Origin of the sequence: Mesorhizobium sp. C395A (assembly GCF_030323205.1) — a bacterium.
In the GTDB taxonomy this organism is placed as follows: Bacteria; Pseudomonadota; Alphaproteobacteria; order Rhizobiales; family Rhizobiaceae; genus Mesorhizobium.
On record NZ_CP100473.1, the window covers coordinates 2,981,354 to 2,998,624 of the forward strand.

Sequence of the window (17,271 nt, forward strand, 5' to 3'; positions counted from 1 at the left end):
ATGCTGCATTCCCATGCCGAAATCCGCCGCCGCATCGATGCGCTCGGCCCATGGTTCCACAACATGGAACTTGCCGGCGTCGAAACCGCTCCCAACCATTTTCTGGGCAACTACCCGCTGATCAAATGGCGCAAATTTGCCAATGCCATTCCCGCTGATCTGAGGGGCAAGGCCGTACTCGATATCGGCTGCAATGCAGGATTTTACTCCATCGAGATGAAACGGCGAGGTGCTGACCGTGTCCTCGGCATCGATTTCGATGACGCCTACCTGGCGCAGGCTCGCTTTGCCGCCGAGGTTGCCGATTGCGAGATCGAATTCCAGAAGCTTTCGGTCTACGACGTCGGCTCGCTGCGCGAGACGTTCGATGTCGTGCTGTTCATGGGGGTGCTTTACCATTTGCGCCACCCCTTGCTCGCGCTCGACCTGATCCGCGAACATGTCGCCCGTGACCTGATGATCTTCCAGTCCATGCAGCGCGGCAGCGCGGATCTGCCCGAGTTGGAAGAAAACTATCATTTCTGGACGCATGACCTGTTCGACCAGCCGCAGTTTCCCAAGCTGCATTTTATCGAGCACCGCTATGCCGACGATCCCACCAACTGGTGGATTCCAAACCGCGCCTGCACCGAAGCGATGCTGCGCAGCGCCGGTTTCGAGATCGTTCTGCACCCCGAGCAGGAGGTCTATTTCTGCCGCGCAGCCGGGGACCCGGCCGGCGGCGGCGCCATCTACCCCTCGAAAGGACAGCTCCATGATTGAAGCCGCCATGATCTGGAACGAGCCCAACAACAAATCGCATTGGGACCCAGAGCTCGATCCCGATTGGAGCCGCTTTGCCAGGATGGCGATCTTGTCGGCTGACGCAATCGCGTCAGAGAACCCGTCTTTGACGAAAGTACTCGGTGGCATCTCGCCGATAGATCCGGGCTTTATCACCCGCATGAAGGAATTCGGCGTGCTGGACCATGTCGATGCCGTCGCCGTGCACGGCTTTCCGCTCGACTGGAACCTGTGGCAGATCCACGAATGGCCACAGAAGATCGGCGAGATCGCGACCGTCACCAACCTACCCATCTGGGTCAGCGAAGTCGGCGTATCAACCTTCGGCGCGGAAGAAATCCAGGTTTGGGGGCTCAAGCGCACCGCTGAGTTGCTGATTGGCAACGCACCACGCATCCAGTGGTACAGCCTCTACGACCTTCCGCGCGAATGGGAAGCAACGACGCGGCATCGCGAGGCAGAGGGCTCTTCTTACTATCGACATTTCCACATGGGGCTGCTACGCCAGGACGGTACGCCAAAACCTGCGCTGGAGGAGTTCCTGCGCTACACGCCCGCAATGGGGCTGGTGCAGTGGTTTCATTTCGAGGACGCCCGGCTGGACGATGCCGTCGCCTGGATGAAGCGGCTGGGCGTCACCAATATGCGCACGGGGCTTTCCTGGGCAGACAGCTTCCGGCCGAACGCGCTGGACTGGTTTGACCGGCAGATGGAGGCACTCGCCGATTTCGACGTGACGGTCACCTTTTGCTTTACACCGCAGCATCGCGGAATGATGCCCCACCACACCAGCCCACCTCTGGTGCCGGAGGAGTTCGCGGAATTCTGCGCAACCATGATCCGCCGCTATGCGCCCGGCATGACGTCCGCTTCGCTCCCGACGCGGCGGGCCTCGGCAGCGTGAAAGTGTCATGCTGCCAATGCATCAGACGCCTGACACATTGGACGAATTAGCGGCATCATCGACAGGTGGTGCGGCATACGGGACCGAGGCGCAACCAGCCGCGGCGCTCACTGTCCTCAATGTCGCCTACCCTCTCGCACCCGTCGGACCCGATGCTGTCGGCGGTGCCGAACAGGTTCTGTCGATGCTCGATCGGGAGCTGGTTCGCGCCGGCCACCGCTCTATCGTCATTGGCTGCCGCGGCTCCAGCGCGAGCGGTACCCTTGTGGAAATACCGGCTGAAAACGGCGTGCTCGACGAGGCGGCGAAGAGCCGCGCGCAGCAGGCTCATCGCAAAGCGATCGCCGCTGCCCGCGCCCGATGGCCGATCGATGTGGCTCATCTGCACGGTATCGATTTTCATGCCTATTTGCCCGACGATGGTCCGACCCTGGTGAGCCTCCACCTGCCCTTGGACTGGTATCCGGCCGAGGCTCTGCGACCGACGCGCGACGACCTGTGGCTCCATGCGGTCTCGCCCACCCAGCAGCAAACGGCGCCACCAGGGGCCAGACTGGTGGCGCCGATTCCCAACGGCGTTGACATCGAAGCACTGAGCCTGGTGCAGCCGAAGCGAGACTTTGCCCTGGTTCTCAGCCGAGTCTGCCCGGAAAAGGGCATTCACCTGGCCCTGGACGCGGCCAAACAGGCGGGCGTGCCCCTGGTCATCGGCGGCAAGGTCTACCCCTACGAAACACATACGCGCTACTTTCGCGACGAGGTCCAATCCCGTCTTGATGCTCGCCGCCGCTTCCTGGGCCCGCTCGGTTTTAACGCCAAGAGGCGCTTTCTCAACGCAGCCCGCTGTCTGGTCATTCCGAGCCTCGCCGCCGAGACAAGCTCGCTTGTCGCCATGGAGGCCCTCGCCTGCGGTACCCCGGTGGTCGCATTCCCGAATGGCGCGCTTGCGGATGTCATCGAGCACGGCAGGACGGGCTTTCTCGTCAACACAGTCGACGAAATGGCCCAAGCCATTCTTGCGGCGCCCAGCCTGGACGCCGAGGCGTGCCGGGTGGAGGCGCGACGGCGGTTTTCGCTGGAACGGATGATCTCGTCGTATATGGCTGCCTATCAGGCGCTGGCACAACTTGGCACAGATTGCCGGCGCTTCGCTGCGGCACCGTGAGAAAAGCAGTGTTGCGCAGCGAAATCATCGATGACCCCGTAAAATTCGATGCCTTGACGCCGCACTGGTGGAAACTATGGGAGCAGAGCTCCTCTGCGACGCCGTTCCAATCCCCCGCCTGGCTGGTGCCATGGTGGCGCGCATTCGCACCCGGTGAACTGGCGACAGTCGCGGTCTGGCGTGGCGGCGATCTGGTCGGGCTGGCGCCACTCTATCTCGAGCATGGAACGGCCGGTTCGAAGCTGCTTCCGGTCGGTATTTCGCTCAGCGATTATCTGGACATCCTGGCTGTCCGGGATATCGAGGCGGCGGTCGTGTCCACAATTGCCGAAACGATCTGCTCGGTCGGGTGGTCACAATGGATCTTGTCTGATCTGCCGCAAAACAGTGCCGGTCTTACGATCGCGCATCCCGGTTTAACGGTCGAGAGGCCGGCAATTCATGCAGCCTGCCCCGTGCTTGCTGTTGCCGGCGACGAAACATTGGCCGGCTGCGTTCCCGCTCGGCGCAGGCGCCAGTTGCGCCGGGCGCGCCAAGCGGCGTGCAGACGCGGCCGGCTCGCGTTGGCGTCAGCCCGGGGCGACCAGAACTTCCTGAACCAATTGATCCGCCTGCACCATGCACGCTGGGTTGGACATGGAGGTGGTGTATTGGCCGACCCCGCCGTGCAGCACTTCCATGGGCTTTCACTTCCCTTGCTCGATGCTCACGGTCTGGTCCGATGCTGGTTGCTCGCGATCGATGGCACGACTGTCGCCGCCTATTACGGATTTCACCACCGCGGCCGCGCCTATGCCTATCTCGGCGGCCTCGATCCTGCTTATGCCGAGGAGAGCCCAGGTGCGATCCTGATCGGCCACGCGATCGCGGAGTCGATCCGCGAGGATGCGCGCGAGTTCGACTTCCTGCGCGGCCAGGAAGCCTACAAATATGGCTGGGGCGCCGTCGACAGGTGGACGATGCGGAGGATCTGGACGCGGAGTTGATGTCATGAGTGTGCTCGCGCAGCGCCGGACATCGGTCAGACGGGCGGTCGAAGGTTGTGTGGCCGGTGGTGCCTGCGCCGAAGCTGTTCTCGTCAGGCTGGCGCTTCACCTGCCGCCCACAATTGAAGCGGCGGAATTGGCGGAGGTCGTGCTGAAAGTCCGTCCGGCGGATACCGGCGATGCTGAAAGACTGCGAAAGGTCGCTGGACTGCTGCGCCACAAACCGGGCGTCCTTGCCACTTTGCGAGCGACAGGCGGCGCCGTTCGGCATGAACGCGGTAACGGCGAGACGGATGTCGCCGTGGTCAGGAGGCTGGCCTCGAGTTTTGATGCCGCGGCAGCAATTTCGACAGCCGCAAGTGTCCAGTTAGGATCCCTTGGCGATGACGAGCGGCTGACAGCCATGACCGACGAAATCGTTGAATGGCTCGAGGCGCGAGAATTCACCGGAATTGAACGAGACATTCTCGACATCGGTTGCGGCATCGGACGTTTCGAGCGCGCGCTGTCCAATTCCTTCAAGCGGATGGTCGGCATCGACATATCATCGCGGATGATCTCTATCGCCTCCGAGCAATGCGAAGCGCTCGGCAATGTCGAACTGCGCCAAACCTCCGGTCTCGATCTGGCCGACTTCGACGACGACAGTTTCGATTGCGTGTTGGCGGTCGACAGCTTTCCCTACCTGGTCCTGGCCGGCATGGCTGAGCGGCTTTTCGATGAAATTGCGCGCGTTCTCAAACGGCCGGGCCGGCTCGCATTGCTGAACTATTCTTATCGCGGATCGCTTTCTTTGGACCGGGCCGACATCGGCCGTCTTGCGCAAGCTCACCAATTGCGGGTCGTCATCGACGGCGAGAAGCCGTTTCGGTCATGGGATGGCGACGCCTTCCTGCTTGCTGGGTGAGACGGAACATTACAGCGCGATGCCGGTTCGGGCGTCGGCACCGATCGGTGTCCTGGATTCGAAGGAGGAGATCATGGCATCCGGCGGCAAAAAGCATTTCGGCCAAGGCAGCCAAGGCAAAGGTGCCGGCGCCGGCGCAATGACCACCTTGGACAAGGACAAGATCGAGGAAAACGCGGTTTTGTCCAACCGCGACAGGAAGCAACATGGCCGAGAGCGCGGGCTGGACGGCAATCGAACCAAGTCCGATCAATTTCAGGATCACGCCGCAAACCGGTTGCTGAAGGACTGACGCCACCGCGCCGCGTCTTGCCGCGGCACGGAGGAAAAACTGTGCAAGGGCCGCCGGTGAGCCTCTCAGCGGCCGACAACGCCTTGTAGTGCCGGCGCTCATCCACCAGACTTGGATCTAGGGATGCTATCAAGAGAACGTGATGTCTCATTCGAGCGACGATACCACGGATCTGCTTGTCGAGATGGCAGTGGATCGGGAGATTGCTTCCCTGCTGGCCGCCATAGAGCAGGAAAAGATACCAGACCGCCTATCCAAGCTGGCGATCGAATTGCAAAATGCTCTCGTCGAGAAGCATCGGCGAGACGTGAAGAGCTGATTATCTGCGGCTGTCGACCTCTATATCGAGCTGACCATCCGACAGCTGATTTCGCCTTTCTATCAATGTCTGCAACGAGCTCTCCCCGAGTAGCTCAAGGATGTTGGCGCGGGCACGGTTCAGCCGGCTCTTGACCGTCCCTACCGCGCAGCCGCAGATTTCGGCGGTTTCCTCGTAGCCCACTCCTAAGACGCCAATCAGCATCAGCACCTCGCGCTGATGTTCGGGCAGCTTTTGGATGGCGCCGTGAACTTCCTTGCTCTGAACGGTCCATTCCTGGGTAGCTTCCGAAATCGGTCTTGAAGACGCGCAGTCGAGAAGGCCTGGCGCTTCCCGTGCAGCGATCTTGATCCGGGTATAGTAGGTGTTGCGCATGATGGTGAAGAGCCACGACTTCATGCGTGTACCGGGTTCGAACTTGTCGATGTTGGCGAGCCCTTTGGTCAACGTTTCCTGCACCAGATCGTCGGCATCGTCTGGAACGCGGCAGAAGGTGCGCGCGAAAGCCCGCAGGGCAGGTATCAGATCAACGATGGAAACGTCATTGGTTTGTTGGTCGGCCAAGAGATAGCCTCCGGATGACAATGGTCCAGCTCCCAGAAGAAAGAGTGAATGAACGAAGCCAGAGCTAAATGCATGGAAGTTTGGTTCGTTCCCGCCGTTGGAAACAACTCTTCGAAAATTCCATGGGGCGCGAACGCGCCGACTACGGTCTTCCCCCAAACACGCCCACTTCAAGGGAACGAAACACCATGCCGAGCTTTATTCCCGGGAAGCGACGCCGGTGCGTTTGGCTGTGCAGGGCATGGACCGAGTCGTGCGGCTGGTAACGCGCAAACCACTGCCTGACAAACCTATTGGCGAACCACGTGGCGAACTCGGCTACCATCGATACACAGCGATAATGGTTGGGCCGGAGGACATGTTAAAGTCGTTGATTTGTTCACCTATTGGCGCGGGTGAAATCCAGCAATCGGTCGTAGTTGCCGGGCGCCAACGAACATGCTCGTCCAGCACTTGCTCTATTCTGCCCTCCGATCGGGCTAAGCCGATGAATACCGGGTTGATTCACCCCTCACGACGTCGCCGAACGGCGTGCTGTCTCGTACAATCTGCAGCTGCTCTCCGAAGCTGGCTGTTGCGGTGCTGTGCAACTCGCTTTGGCGAAGATCACGGATGACGATCAGCGCTTGAGTGAGCGCCCGAACCGGTCCTCGATCCGCGACTGAAGGAACTCGAGCCCCATCGAGAGCAGCCAATAGATCATCGAGGCGGTGATGAGCATCTCGATGTGGCGGAACTCGGTCTGGCCCTGCGTGCGTGCGAGATACATGATCTCCCAGACCCCGACCACCGAAACCAGCGAAGAATCCTTCAGCATCGCAATGAACTGGTTGCCGGTCGGCGGCACGATGACGCGCATCGCCTGCGGCAGGATGACCAGGAACATCGTCTGGTTAGCGCTAAGGCCGAGTGCCGTAGCACCCTCGGTCTGTCCGCGCGAGATGCTTTCGATGCCGGCGCGGAAGATCTCGGTCATGTACGCGCCGTAGCAGAGCGACAGCGCCATGATGCCGGCCGGCACGGCGCCGATCACGTAGCCAATCTGCGGCAGGCCGAGATAGATGATGTAGATCTGCATCAGCAACGGTAAGCCACGAAAAAGAGAGGTATAGAAGGTCGCCAAGCCATAGACCACGCCGTTGCGGGAAAGTTTGGCGATGGCACCAACGAAGGCGATGAGGGTGGCAATGGCGATCGAAATGGCCGAAATGTAGAGGGTCGTCACCACACCCTTCGAGACGAGGAAGCCGATCTTCTTGGCGATGAACGCGAAGGACAGGTCGAAGGAATAGAAAAACAACATTAGCAGCACGAACAGCTCTATCCAGACTGCCACAATCTGCTGTTTGCGGCTGAGATATCGCAGCGCGTTCCAGTTCGCCACCAAGATCAATGCGATCAGCACCGCCGAGACCGCCCGCCCGACGTCTGGGTTGGCGGCGAGCCACTCGACCGACCCCGGAACGAGCTTGCCGAGCCAACTGGCTTTGATGCCGAGCCCATACAGGCCGGCGGCGATGGCGGCGAGCACGAAGAATACGCCAACGCGGCGCGCCGCGTCCGGGTGGTTGAGCAATAGTCGGCCGATCACGTCTTCGATCTCCCTGCGGTCAGCGGGCCCGCTCGCGCCACCAATCCTGCGCCTGCAGCTTCCAGTAGGTGAGTTGCGCAACCGCAAGTCCAGCCGGGCCGCCCGCCCAGGCAAGGCCGAAGGGTGCGAACAGCCGGTAGCGGTCCGATTGTCCCAGTATGGCTTCGGCGATCAACTTGCCGGCGATCGCCGTGGTGTTGATGCCATGGCCACCAAAAGCCGTGAGGTACCAGACGCCCGGCTGCAACGGGCCTATCTGGGGCATCATGTGTCGGGCATAAGACATGAGCCCGGACCAGGCGAGTTCGGTCTTGAGGTGTTCGAGCTGCGGATAAGTGGTGACCATCTCACGGCGCAATTGCCTCGCCAACACGCCCGATGAGGCTGCCCGGGTGGTGATGCGCCCTCCCCAGAGCAGCCGCCTGCCGTCTTCGACAACGCGGTAATAATCGCCTGCGCGACGGTTATCGCCGACGGCGTCGGTCGTCGTAATCGCCTTGGCGATGAGGTCAGGCGCCTCCTCGCTCACCATAACGTAAGTGGCGATCGGCAGGAATGCCCGCTGCAGCCGACTGACCAGTGGCCCCGTATATCCGCCGGTGGCAACTACGGCCTGGCGGGCGCGCACTTCGCCGCTGTCGGTACGCAAGATCTTTTCGGCGCCGTCAAGGTTGGCTTCAACGGCAGCCGTTCTCTCGTATATCCTGCCGCCCAGCCGCTCGATCTCGCCAGCAACGGCGCGCAGATAGTTAAGCGGATGCATGTGGAAGGCGCTGGGATCGCGCAGGCCTTGGTGGTAGCGATCCGAATGCAGCACCGCTCGCACCTGGTCGCGATCGAGATAGTCGAGCCGATAGTCGAAATCCCGCGCCAGTTGCTCGGCATATGCCTTGAGCGCGGCGCCACCATCGTGGCGAAGCACGCTCAATATACCGGAGCGCGGCTCTGCCGCCTTGATGTCGAGATCGCGGATCGTCTGCCGCACGAAGTCGACGCCTTCGATGGACAGGCGGTGCAGTTTTTGTGCCGCGTCGACGCCGGCCATCGCGGCGATGTTGTCGGTGCCGGTGGCGAAACCGGGATTGACGAAGCCGCCATTGCGACCGGAAGCGCCGAATCCTATCCGCTGCGCCTCAAGCACGACGACCTGCTGGCCGGCGCGAGCCAGCTGCAACGCCGTCGTCAGGCCGGCCAGTCCGCCGCCGACAACGACTGTCTCGCACTCGGAAACGCCGCTCAGCGGCGGTCTGATGGTGTTGTCGGCAAGCGTGCGTCGGTAATAGGTGTCAGGACATGTCATGATCAATATGATGAGGTGGCGGCACTAGAGCATTTTGCAGGCAGGCGGAGCCGCCCGGTGTCGTGGAAATGCGGCTGAAACAAAACAGATGGAGCGGGATGTTCAATTGAATGCACCCCGCTCAAGCTTTATCCACGATGCCTCTCAGTCAGAGCTGTAATCCTTGCCGTACCACTTGGTGGTCAGTTTCGCGAGGGTACCGTCCTTCTTCATCTCGTCGAGAATGCCGCCGATCTTGGCATTCCACTCGGCATCACCTTTTTCCGCGATCACCACCAGTGGCTCACGGAAGGCATAGCCGCCTTCCAGGACACGCAACGGGTAGCCGTTCTTTATCGCGTTCTGAGCCGTCTGTTCTGGTGCGATGACCGCGTTGAGGCGCACGCCGTCGCCGAGCCTCAAATCGTCGAACGGCAGCATTGAGTCAGCGAAAGTCCTGATCTCACCGGGCTCCAGCTTGTATTCGATGGGCGGCAGGCCGGGAGCATCGATCTCGAGTTGTCTACGGATGAAATCCTCCGACGTGGTGGCGGTCTCGACGCCGATGATCTTGCCGTTCAGGTCGGCGACCGATTTGGCCGGGCTGTCCTTGTGAACCACGTAAACGTAGGGGCTATAATAATAGATGCCTTCGAAATCGATCACCTTGGCCCGCGCTTTGGTCGGCGTCACCGAGCCGACACCCAGATCGTAACGTCCCTGCCAATGGCCGCCCGTCATCGTCGCCCAGTCCGGCGTATCGAAACTGACCTCGACACCGAGGCGCCTTGCGATCTCCTTCGAGACGTCGATATCGAAGCCGACCAACTGATTGCTGTCGTCGAGGAAACTCTGCGGCGGCCAACCGCTGTTTGTGGCGACCACCATTGCCTTCTTCGAGGTAACCCGGTTGATGGTTTCACCCGCCGAGGCCGCAGACGCGAACGCGAGCGTGGTAGTGGCCAAGGCCAGCCACGCGATCAATTTCCTCACTTGAACCTCCCTCTTCATCGTCATTCAGACATATGCTTCCCAGAGCGCGCTCCCGTAGAGAAACAGCAATTGAGAGCGCGGCATGAGATCGATCTCATATCAGCACACATATCGACGAGGGGATCAAGTCCTTTTTCAAGTAGCCAATTGTCCTCCGGGGGCGCAAAGCATCGGCACCCGCACGGTGCGGCGGAACCCGCGTTTGATGTGACGCGCGTGACTTTCAAGACAGAGGAAACGAAGATCTACTTCAACCTATCACATCATTGCCAGATGGGCGGCACAGGATGGCTTGCTGTCTACGAGTTTCCGATGTTCCGGTTAAGCATGGGTGCGCGGCACACCGGCAGCAGCACCAGCAGGATGATGGCGGCGTCGACCCAGAGGACCCTGTTCACGCCCATCGTGTCAACGATCTGACTGGTCGCTAGGGTACCCACGGAGATGGCAAGATTGAAAGTGAAGCAGTAGATGGCCGTCGCGGTCTCCGCGCTTTCTGGTGCTGCACTCAGCACCCACGTCTGCAGCGTGATGGGCGCCGCGCCATACGCGAAGCCCCACACCAGCAGCAGGATGGTTCCTGTGAGCGGCGTGACCCCGAGCAACGGGAAGAGAGCCAGCGTGGCGCCGAGCCCAATGACGATGCAGGCCAATGTGCGACCGACGGATTTGGCGGCCCAGACGCCTGCGACGGCGTTGCCAATCATTCCGAGAATGCCATACCCCAACAGTAACCAACCTATGCTCCCTGCAGTGACGCCCGAGACCTCCAGCAACACCGGGCTCACGAAAGTGTAGGCACCGTAGTGGGCAGCCACCAGCAGTGCGGTCGCAACCACGCCCGACAGGAGGGCGGGATTGCGCAATTGCGCACGCAGGGCTTTCACCTCCACAGGCTGCGCCGCCTCCAGCTTCGGAAGCACAAGCAGGGCGGCGAGCAGTATGGCAAAGCTCAGGCCGGCGAGAGACCAGAACGCGCCGCGCCAGCCGACTAGATCACCGATGATCGTGCCGGCCGGCACGCCCAGCACCGCAGCGGCACTTACACCGCCGAATACAATAGTCATGGCGCGCGGCACGGACGGTCCAGGAACAAGGCGTACTGCGATGCTTCCGGCTATAGCCCAAAAGCCACCGATGGTGATCCCGACGAGCAGCCTGGACGCGAGCAGAACGGGAAAGTTCGTTGCGAGCGCTGAAATCACGCTCGCCGCAGCCATTACCGCGAGCAGGCCCGCCATCAGAATACGCCGGTCGAGCCTCCCCACTGCCAACGGCAAACCGATAGAAGCGAACGCCGCAATTACGCCGGGTATCGTCACCGTGAGACCGCCACTCCCAATAGAGACATTCAACTCGGAAGAAATTGACGGAATCAGCCCCACAGGGAGTTGCTCCGCAGTGATCATCGAAAAAATACCCAGCGATACAGTGAGCACGGAGAGCCACATGCGAAAAGTGGCTCCCTGTTTCTCCCGAAGGGCTGCTTTGGTCAGAGACATGATCACCTCCAGCCCGCGAGAAGGCACTCGACCCCCAACGTTTCGGGCAAACGTTAGAGAGACGGATCGGGCAATTGATCCCGGCCTGGTTTCAGATAATCTGTCCACTGCGGATTGATAATCGAGGGAGATATGGATGGTGAATTCACGAAACGTGAATGAAAGAGGTGATTGCAGTTGGACCGGCTGACCAGCATGACCGTGTTTGCCAACGTCGTCGGTGAAGGCAGCTTCGCTGGAGCGGCTAAGCGGATGCGACTATCGCCAGCGGCCGTGAGCAAGCATGTCCAAATGCTGGAAGAGTGGCTTGGCGCACGCCTTCTCAACCGGACGACCCGGCGCATCAGCCTGACAGAGCTCGGCGCCTCCGTCTACGAGCGCAGTCTGCGCATAATCGAGGATGTCGAGGAAGTTCGTACGAGCGCGGCCGAGAGCAAGACACGTCCCACCGGCTCACTGCGTGTCAGCGCGCCGATCTCCTTCGGCGCGATGCACCTTGGGAGAGTCGTTGCAGAATATCTCGCGGTCTACCCGGAGGTGTCGGTTGAGTTGGTGTTGGACGACCGTGTGGTTGACATCGTGGAAGAGGGCCTGGATGTCGCGGTACGCATCGCTCCACTCACGGTTTCCAATCTGGTTGCTCGCCGAATCGCGCCGTCACGGGAGGTGGTCTGCGCTTCGCGCGATTATCTGGACAGACGCGGGCGTCCCACAAAGCCGTCGGATCTCCACGACCATGATTGTCTGGACTACGCGTTGCGCGCCAGCCGCGGAAAATGGCGATTCGACGGACCAAAGGGGGAAGTGGCGGTAAAAATTACTGCACGGATGACGGCAACGAACGGGCAGCTCCTGCGCGATGCGGCGCTGGGTGGAGCAGGCATAGTACTTTGCCCCACTTTCCTTGTTGGAGAAGCCATTCGTTCGGGCCAGCTGGAGACAGTGATGCCCCAGTTCAAGCCGGTAAGCCGGTCGATCTACGCGATGTACCCGTCAAGAAGGCATCTTTCCGCCAAAGTTCAAAGCTTCGTGACGCATCACGCCGCCCGCTTCGGTGAGAACCCACCTTGGGACAACTTTGGACCATGACGACGGGATGTTGAGTCCAGAGGCCGCGCGCACTTGCACGGCCCTTTCTGTGCATGGACCAGCACCCACGCCAATGGGCGGTGCATATCGAGCCGTCAGCACCTTTTCGAGACTGAAGGATCCGCTATTTGCCGACGGTCAGTCGCTGAGGCCCAATCCGCCGCCCATCCGAAGCGCCGCCACAGCGCAAGTTGTAGCATCTGCGGCGTCTCTGGTTCTCTGCGGCCACCGGCGGAACGGGTTGTAAGCAGGCGCGTTCCTCCAGCGTCAAGCTTGGAGAACATACATGGATGACGAGCTGCGCCTGAAGTTACAAGAGCTGAGCCAAAGCATGCAAACGCGAGCGGCCGAACTTTCGACGCTCGGCGGCAACGCAGACATAAGTACGCTGATGTCGGGGATCGCCGTCGCTCTGGAGGCGCTACTGGTGATTGCCGAAGAGATGAAAACGCCACGTTCCGGCCCTTCGGTCCTGCCCGACGCTACATGAACATCTCCGATCGCTTGGGAGAGGCTCCCGAGCGAGAGCGCCTACCGCTCACCAGCAAATCGCTCGCCGAGGAACTGGCTTTAATCCACATTCCGGGTTGGAGAGTGGAGAGCGCAATCTACTCGGTGGAGTACTCCAGGGGGGTGAGCGTCGGTAGAAATGGATTTTGCACTCGACGATGCCTTTGGGTAATCGAGGACGGCCTTAGGACGGAGGACCACGATGGCTTGGATGGCCGCAATTTGCCCGATTACAGATGAGCAGGCACTCGTTAATTCGGAGACAGTTGGCGACATCCGGGAGTTTCGCTGTCCGAGTTGCGGCGACTTCAAAATCACGAACTCGGCCACCGCGATGTTCAAAGGCCTGTCGGCAGAACAGAAGTTGGAGCGCTTCGAATACGCTAGGGCAATCGCGGGCGACAAAGCGATCACAGTGACGACGGAACATGGATCTGTCGATACCGAAGATCAATAGAATACCCGCCCGACGAGCCGGGTTCCCAGCGCATCTCCTCATTGCTGCCCTGAGACCATTTGACTGCCGGTCCAGGTAATGGGCAGTTTTGAAGGTAGAAGCTCACGTCAACATGGCCAGACCATTTTTACACTGCCGATCTGCGCGGCCAGCAACGCCTCTCGTGAGGGGCAAGGCATGGGCATCGAACGTCTCGGACCGGTCGGCGGCGTAAGGCTGGTTGCCTATGATCCTCCTACCGGCGAATGGAACCAGATCTGCCACAGCGCGTCATAGAAGCAGATCAGGTGCGATTTAACGCAAGGAGTGACATCGATGATCAGGCTCCTTCTCCTCCTCGCCATTGCATTCGCCTTCGCATGCGGCGGGACGGAGGCGGCCAAGCTGGATCTAGCCGCTGTAAATCAGGCGCAATTCTCCGCCGGCGATCCGAAAGGGCTCGATCCTGCCGTGCTGAAGGCGCAAATTTTTTTGGATCGTGCGCGCTTCTCACCGGGGCTCATCGACGGCCGCCTTGGAGAGAACTTCGCCAAGGCGGTCAAGGCCTTCCAGGCGTCGAACGGACTGGCGCCAGATGGCAAGCTCACCCAGGCGACTTGGGACAAGCTGATGGCAACCTCCACCAGCCCAGCTCTGGTCACCTATGAACTGAACCGCAAAGATGTACGCGGCCCCTTCACCAAACGCATTCCGGGGCGCATGGAGAGGATGGCTCGCCTGAGAAGGCTTGGCTATCACGACTCGATCGAGAAGCTGGCGGAGCGCTTCCATGTGAGCGGACCATTGCTCAGGAGGCTAAACCCAGGCACCGGATTCAGGAAAGCTGGAACCACGCTGCTGGTACCAGATGTTGGCCGGGGTGAACCTCCCGCCACCATTGCCGGCGTGGAAGTCGACAAAGGCGCTCATCAGGTGCGCGTGCTCGACCCCTCCAATAAAGCGCTTGCCGTCTACCCTGCCTCGATCGGGAGCGACGAGAAGCCGGCACCAAGTGGGCAGGCAGAGATCCAAAGGGTGGTGCACAACCCGACCTATCACTACGATCCCGATTTTGCATTCAAGGGAGTCAAAACCAAGCGGCCCTTCACCATTGCTGCCGGCCCTAACAATCCCGTGGGATCAATCTGGATCGACCTCTCCATCGAAAGCTACGGCATTCACGGCACGCCCGAACCCGGCAAGATCGGGAAGACCTTCTCTCACGGCTGCATCAGGCTAACGAACTGGGATGCCGAGGACCTCGCCTCAATGGTGCACAAACATATGAAGGTGACTTTCAAGGACGAGTGACGCAAGCCGTCGACGAGCCTGCCCGTTGAACGATAGGGTCGGAAACCAAGGCCGGGCCTTCCGGACAGCCTACACCGCACGTCTACTGCGCCAAGATCGACGCTGGCAGCCGAACGGTGAAGGTCGTGCCGCTGGTGCTTGTGGCGATTGCGAGCGAACCGCCCAGCTGCTTGATGAAAGCGTTGACAAACCGCGTGCCCAGCCCGGGTCCCTCGGCCTTGCCGCTTAGGCCGGCGCCATTGTCGCTGACGGTCAGTGTGACCTCGCCATCCCTGCGTTGAAAGCCGAGAATGATCTCGCCGTAGCCGGACGGAAACGCATATTTGACGGCATTGGTCGCCAGCTCATTGGCGACCAGCCCGATCGCGACGGCATGATCGGGCAGGATGCTCAATTGCTCTGTCTTGGTAGTGATCGTGACATTCGAATTGCGGCCGAGCAGGCTCTTCTGGATCGTGCCGCTGATGCCATTCAGGTAAGACTCGATGTGCACCGGACCAAACGCACTCGATTGGGCGATAACGTCGTAGAGTTCGGCAACAGCGCCGATCCTCGCCTGCATGGCTTGATAACCTTCAATGCAGGGCTCCGCAGCGCGCCGTATCTCATACGACACGAACGACGAGATGATCTGGAGGCTGTTCTTGATGCGATGCGCCAATTCGGCTGCAAGCACGTCGCGATGGCGATCAAGAAGCACCGCCTCGGTCGCATCCTCGAACACGACAAGCAATCGTGTCATATGATCGCCGGGGCGAAACACTTTTCGGGCGTTGATCTTGAAGACGCGACGCCCGAGTCCGGGAAAATCGTCTTCCAGCAGCAGCCCGTCTAGCTCCTCGTCATGGGGAATGATCCGTTCGAGGAGATCGTTAAGCGCAGCGACATTCCACTGGCCGGCTCCAAGCTCATGAAGCCGGCGTCCTAACACCTCGCCGGCCTTGACACCGAACAAGTTCAGGAACGATCGGCTCGCTATGGCCACGCTCATGTCCTCCTCAAGGATCAGAAGCGGGTCGCGGACGGTATCGACAATGTTCTGCGCGAGCTGCCAGTTGCGCTCGGCTTCGATCTTCGCAAGCTTGCCCTCGGTGATATCGTCAATTGCCAGAAGGAAGAAGCTGACGTGACCGCCGGGCCTATAGACCGTCCGGGCGTTGAGTAACATGACCTTGCGGCCGAGTTCGGGAAACGAGGCATCAACCTCATATCCATCGACCGTTGTATTCGTCGGCACGATCTCCTCCAGGAGCTGCCGGAGAGCGGGGATATTCCACTGGCCGTCGCCAAGGTCGTACAGCCGACGTCCGATCGTTTCCTCGGCGTGGGTCATGAACGTGGCATAGAACGCCCGATTGGCGGACACCACTGTTAAGTCCGGGCTTAGGACCAGCAAAGCGTCGCGCGCCGTGTCGACGATGTCTTGCGCAAAGATCTCGTTTATCGAGAAGCTTTCCATCGGGCATGCTTTCTGACGGAAGGGATCGCCTTCTCGGTACGAGTGTGCCGCGGGTGACGGGTGTGGATTGGCTGTGTTGTGGGTCAGCACGATGTACTATGGGCGAAGCGCCCTAACCGCGGGTCACTTCACGCCAGCATCCGTCTGCTTTGCAGCTTCCCCATACCGGGCAGGATCCGGGTTCAGGCTCTGGAAGATAGCGTCGTTGGTGGCGCGCCATTTTTCGTCCGCCAGCCATAGATATTCCTGGTCAGGCATCAGCGGCACCATCTTGACCTGCGCGCTGGAAATTCGAAGATAAAAGCTGTTGCGGGCCTCGTTCACCTGCAGGTAGCGGAGGGGAACGACGATGCTGTCCTTGCCCGCTATGAAGAAACCGGCAGCTGCGACGACGGCATAGTCCCAGCGGTCCTTCGTGCCGATAACGACATTGCGGACCTCGCCAACGATCTTGTCGTCGGAACTGCGAACTTCCGAGCCCACGATCTCGTCGACGCGCAAGCCCGGGCCGAGTTCGTCGATGTTGATGAGGGGCCGTGCGTCCGGCGCGTTGCGATTGCCGTGAATTTCGCCCCCCTCATGGACTTGTGGTTCGCTCGCGGCCAGCTGCTGGTCTGCTTCGTCCTCATCGTTGTCGCCGAGCTTCCCCATGGAGGGCGACGCAATCAACTGGCGGATGTTGGCCAGCACTCGCTCGCAATCGTCGTGCAAGCCGTAGGACCACAGGATGAACGCCGCATCGCGCAGTTTGCGCAAATCGCGCACGAGATAGCGGTTCTCGGGCTTGCGCAACTCGGGACTCTTGAGCACCGCCTCTTCGAGCTTTGCGTCAGAAATGTTGCACACGGCAAACGCCGGACTAACGCCGAGCGCGCAAAAAAGCGCCAAGGGCGCTGCAATTTTCGGAAAAGTCATAGGATATCCGTTCGGCGGCTTCGAGTGACGAGGTCGGTCTACCTAGACTGGTAGGAACGTACCGAGAAATGCTCGGTACCAACTCAACATAATGCGAAACTCACAGATTGGTTCCGTCATATACTGGCCGGCGGCGAGCTATATTCTTTCCCGAATATCGCGCCGTCGATCATCTTACCCCGGAATGCGAACGAAACCGAGCCCCGCTCTTCGTCGCTTTCAAGCTTGAGCCGGAGGCGCCATTGGTTCATCCGTGGCTGGATGGT

General features: G+C 60.3%; 18 protein-coding genes. 11 read left to right on the forward strand and 7 right to left on the reverse strand.

What is annotated here, in order from left to right:
- From NLY37_RS14660 to NLY37_RS14690, 7 genes are all read left to right on the forward strand, one after another.
- Entirely contained in the window at window positions 1–762 is a 762-nt protein-coding gene (locus NLY37_RS14660; RefSeq protein ID WP_023733222.1) for a TIGR04290 family methyltransferase, read from the forward strand.
- The gene (locus NLY37_RS14665) at window positions 755–1,687 is read left to right on the forward strand and encodes a glycoside hydrolase 5 family protein (protein WP_023691448.1); all 933 of its coding nucleotides are present in this window, start codon (window positions 755–757) and stop codon (window positions 1,685–1,687) included. The genes NLY37_RS14660 and NLY37_RS14665 overlap by 8 nt, the downstream gene beginning before the upstream one ends.
- A 7-nt stretch (window positions 1,688–1,694) precedes the next feature.
- A complete protein-coding gene (locus tag NLY37_RS14670) occupies window positions 1,695–2,852 on the forward strand; it encodes a glycosyltransferase (protein WP_023667973.1) in 1,158 nt (385 codons plus the stop codon).
- Between the two features lie 8 nt (window positions 2,853–2,860).
- Window positions 2,861–3,838 (forward strand): GNAT family N-acetyltransferase, encoded by a 978-nt coding sequence (locus NLY37_RS14675; RefSeq protein WP_023714679.1) that lies wholly within the window; start codon window positions 2,861–2,863, stop codon window positions 3,836–3,838.
- A gap of 4 nt (window positions 3,839–3,842) precedes the next feature.
- Window positions 3,843–4,745 (forward strand): class I SAM-dependent methyltransferase, encoded by a 903-nt coding sequence (locus NLY37_RS14680; RefSeq protein WP_023681090.1) that lies wholly within the window; start codon window positions 3,843–3,845, stop codon window positions 4,743–4,745.
- Between the two features lie 73 nt (window positions 4,746–4,818).
- Window positions 4,819–5,037 carry a hypothetical protein gene (locus tag NLY37_RS14685; protein WP_023741848.1) on the forward strand — a complete coding sequence of 73 codons (219 nt, stop codon included), beginning with the start codon at window positions 4,819–4,821 and terminating at the stop codon, window positions 5,035–5,037.
- A 142-nt stretch (window positions 5,038–5,179) separates the two neighbouring features.
- Window positions 5,180–5,356 (forward strand): hypothetical protein, encoded by a 177-nt coding sequence (locus NLY37_RS14690; protein WP_023696378.1) that lies wholly within the window; start codon window positions 5,180–5,182, stop codon window positions 5,354–5,356.
- Here NLY37_RS14690 and NLY37_RS14695 read toward each other — a convergent pair whose 3' ends face one another.
- The 5 genes from NLY37_RS14695 to NLY37_RS14715 form a co-directional block, all read right to left on the reverse strand.
- On the reverse strand, window positions 5,357–5,920 hold the full coding sequence (locus NLY37_RS14695) for a sigma-70 family RNA polymerase sigma factor (protein WP_023667968.1): 564 nt from the start codon (window positions 5,918–5,920) through the stop codon (window positions 5,357–5,359).
- A gap of 619 nt (window positions 5,921–6,539) precedes the next feature.
- Window positions 6,540–7,511: an amino acid ABC transporter permease gene (locus tag NLY37_RS14700; RefSeq protein WP_023687785.1), complete on the reverse strand. Its 972-nt coding sequence runs from the start codon at window positions 7,509–7,511 to the stop codon at window positions 6,540–6,542.
- Between the two features lie 19 nt (window positions 7,512–7,530).
- Complete coding sequence (locus NLY37_RS14705; RefSeq protein ID WP_023741850.1) at window positions 7,531–8,811, reverse strand: NAD(P)/FAD-dependent oxidoreductase; 1,281 nt, start codon at window positions 8,809–8,811, stop codon at window positions 7,531–7,533.
- Between the two features lie 144 nt (window positions 8,812–8,955).
- Complete coding sequence (locus tag NLY37_RS14710) at window positions 8,956–9,783, reverse strand: transporter substrate-binding domain-containing protein (protein WP_023691453.1); 828 nt, start codon at window positions 9,781–9,783, stop codon at window positions 8,956–8,958.
- A gap of 299 nt (window positions 9,784–10,082) precedes the next feature.
- Window positions 10,083–11,285 (reverse strand): MFS transporter, encoded by a 1,203-nt coding sequence (locus tag NLY37_RS14715; protein WP_023741851.1) that lies wholly within the window; start codon window positions 11,283–11,285, stop codon window positions 10,083–10,085.
- Between the two features lie 177 nt (window positions 11,286–11,462).
- Here NLY37_RS14715 and NLY37_RS14720 point away from each other — a divergent pair, with 177 nt between their 5' ends.
- The 4 genes from NLY37_RS14720 (at window position 11,463) to NLY37_RS14735 (ending at window position 14,631) form a co-directional block, all read left to right on the forward strand.
- Entirely contained in the window at window positions 11,463–12,374 is a 912-nt protein-coding gene (locus tag NLY37_RS14720) for a LysR family transcriptional regulator (protein WP_023741852.1), read from the forward strand.
- 286 nt (window positions 12,375–12,660) lie between these two features.
- Entirely contained in the window at window positions 12,661–12,864 is a 204-nt protein-coding gene (locus NLY37_RS14725; protein ID WP_023741853.1) for a hypothetical protein, read from the forward strand.
- Between the two features lie 222 nt (window positions 12,865–13,086).
- Window positions 13,087–13,341: a hypothetical protein gene (locus tag NLY37_RS14730; protein ID WP_023741854.1), complete on the forward strand. Its 255-nt coding sequence runs from the start codon at window positions 13,087–13,089 to the stop codon at window positions 13,339–13,341.
- A 315-nt stretch (window positions 13,342–13,656) separates the two neighbouring features.
- Entirely contained in the window at window positions 13,657–14,631 is a 975-nt protein-coding gene (locus NLY37_RS14735) for a L,D-transpeptidase family protein (RefSeq protein WP_023741855.1), read from the forward strand.
- A gap of 82 nt (window positions 14,632–14,713) precedes the next feature.
- On the opposite strand, the gene NLY37_RS14740 is transcribed toward NLY37_RS14735, so the two are convergent.
- Together NLY37_RS14740 and NLY37_RS14745 are read right to left on the reverse strand one after the other, a co-directional pair.
- Window positions 14,714–16,090 (reverse strand): sensor histidine kinase, encoded by a 1,377-nt coding sequence (locus NLY37_RS14740; RefSeq protein WP_245270911.1) that lies wholly within the window; start codon window positions 16,088–16,090, stop codon window positions 14,714–14,716.
- Window positions 16,091–16,213: 123 nt separating this feature from the next.
- On the reverse strand, window positions 16,214–17,005 hold the full coding sequence (locus tag NLY37_RS14745; protein ID WP_023741857.1) for a PRC-barrel domain-containing protein: 792 nt from the start codon (window positions 17,003–17,005) through the stop codon (window positions 16,214–16,216).
- Window positions 17,006–17,271: the final 266 nt, after the last annotated feature.

Bases quoted from the DNA above. Each gene is read 5' to 3' on its own strand.
- NLY37_RS14660 (WP_023733222.1), top strand. From the start codon at position 1: ATGCTGCATTCCCATGCCGAAATCCGCCGCCGCATCGATGCGCTCGGC.
- NLY37_RS14665 (WP_023691448.1), top strand. From the start codon at position 755: ATGATTGAAGCCGCCATGATCTGGAACGAGCCCAACAACAAATCGCAT.
- NLY37_RS14670 (WP_023667973.1), top strand. From the start codon at position 1,695: ATGCTGCCAATGCATCAGACGCCTGACACATTGGACGAATTAGCGGCA.
- NLY37_RS14680 (WP_023681090.1), top strand. From the start codon at position 3,843: ATGAGTGTGCTCGCGCAGCGCCGGACATCGGTCAGACGGGCGGTCGAA.
- NLY37_RS14685 (WP_023741848.1), top strand. From the start codon at position 4,819: ATGGCATCCGGCGGCAAAAAGCATTTCGGCCAAGGCAGCCAAGGCAAA.
- NLY37_RS14690 (WP_023696378.1), top strand. From the start codon at position 5,180: ATGTCTCATTCGAGCGACGATACCACGGATCTGCTTGTCGAGATGGCA.
- NLY37_RS14705 (WP_023741850.1), bottom strand. From the start codon at position 8,811: ATGACATGTCCTGACACCTATTACCGACGCACGCTTGCCGACAACACC.
- NLY37_RS14715 (WP_023741851.1), bottom strand. From the start codon at position 11,285: ATGTCTCTGACCAAAGCAGCCCTTCGGGAGAAACAGGGAGCCACTTTT.
- NLY37_RS14725 (WP_023741853.1), top strand. From the start codon at position 12,661: ATGGATGACGAGCTGCGCCTGAAGTTACAAGAGCTGAGCCAAAGCATG.
- NLY37_RS14730 (WP_023741854.1), top strand. From the start codon at position 13,087: ATGGCTTGGATGGCCGCAATTTGCCCGATTACAGATGAGCAGGCACTC.
- NLY37_RS14735 (WP_023741855.1), top strand. From the start codon at position 13,657: ATGATCAGGCTCCTTCTCCTCCTCGCCATTGCATTCGCCTTCGCATGC.
- NLY37_RS14740 (WP_245270911.1), bottom strand. From the start codon at position 16,090: ATGGAAAGCTTCTCGATAAACGAGATCTTTGCGCAAGACATCGTCGAC.
- NLY37_RS14745 (WP_023741857.1), bottom strand. From the start codon at position 17,005: ATGACTTTTCCGAAAATTGCAGCGCCCTTGGCGCTTTTTTGCGCGCTC.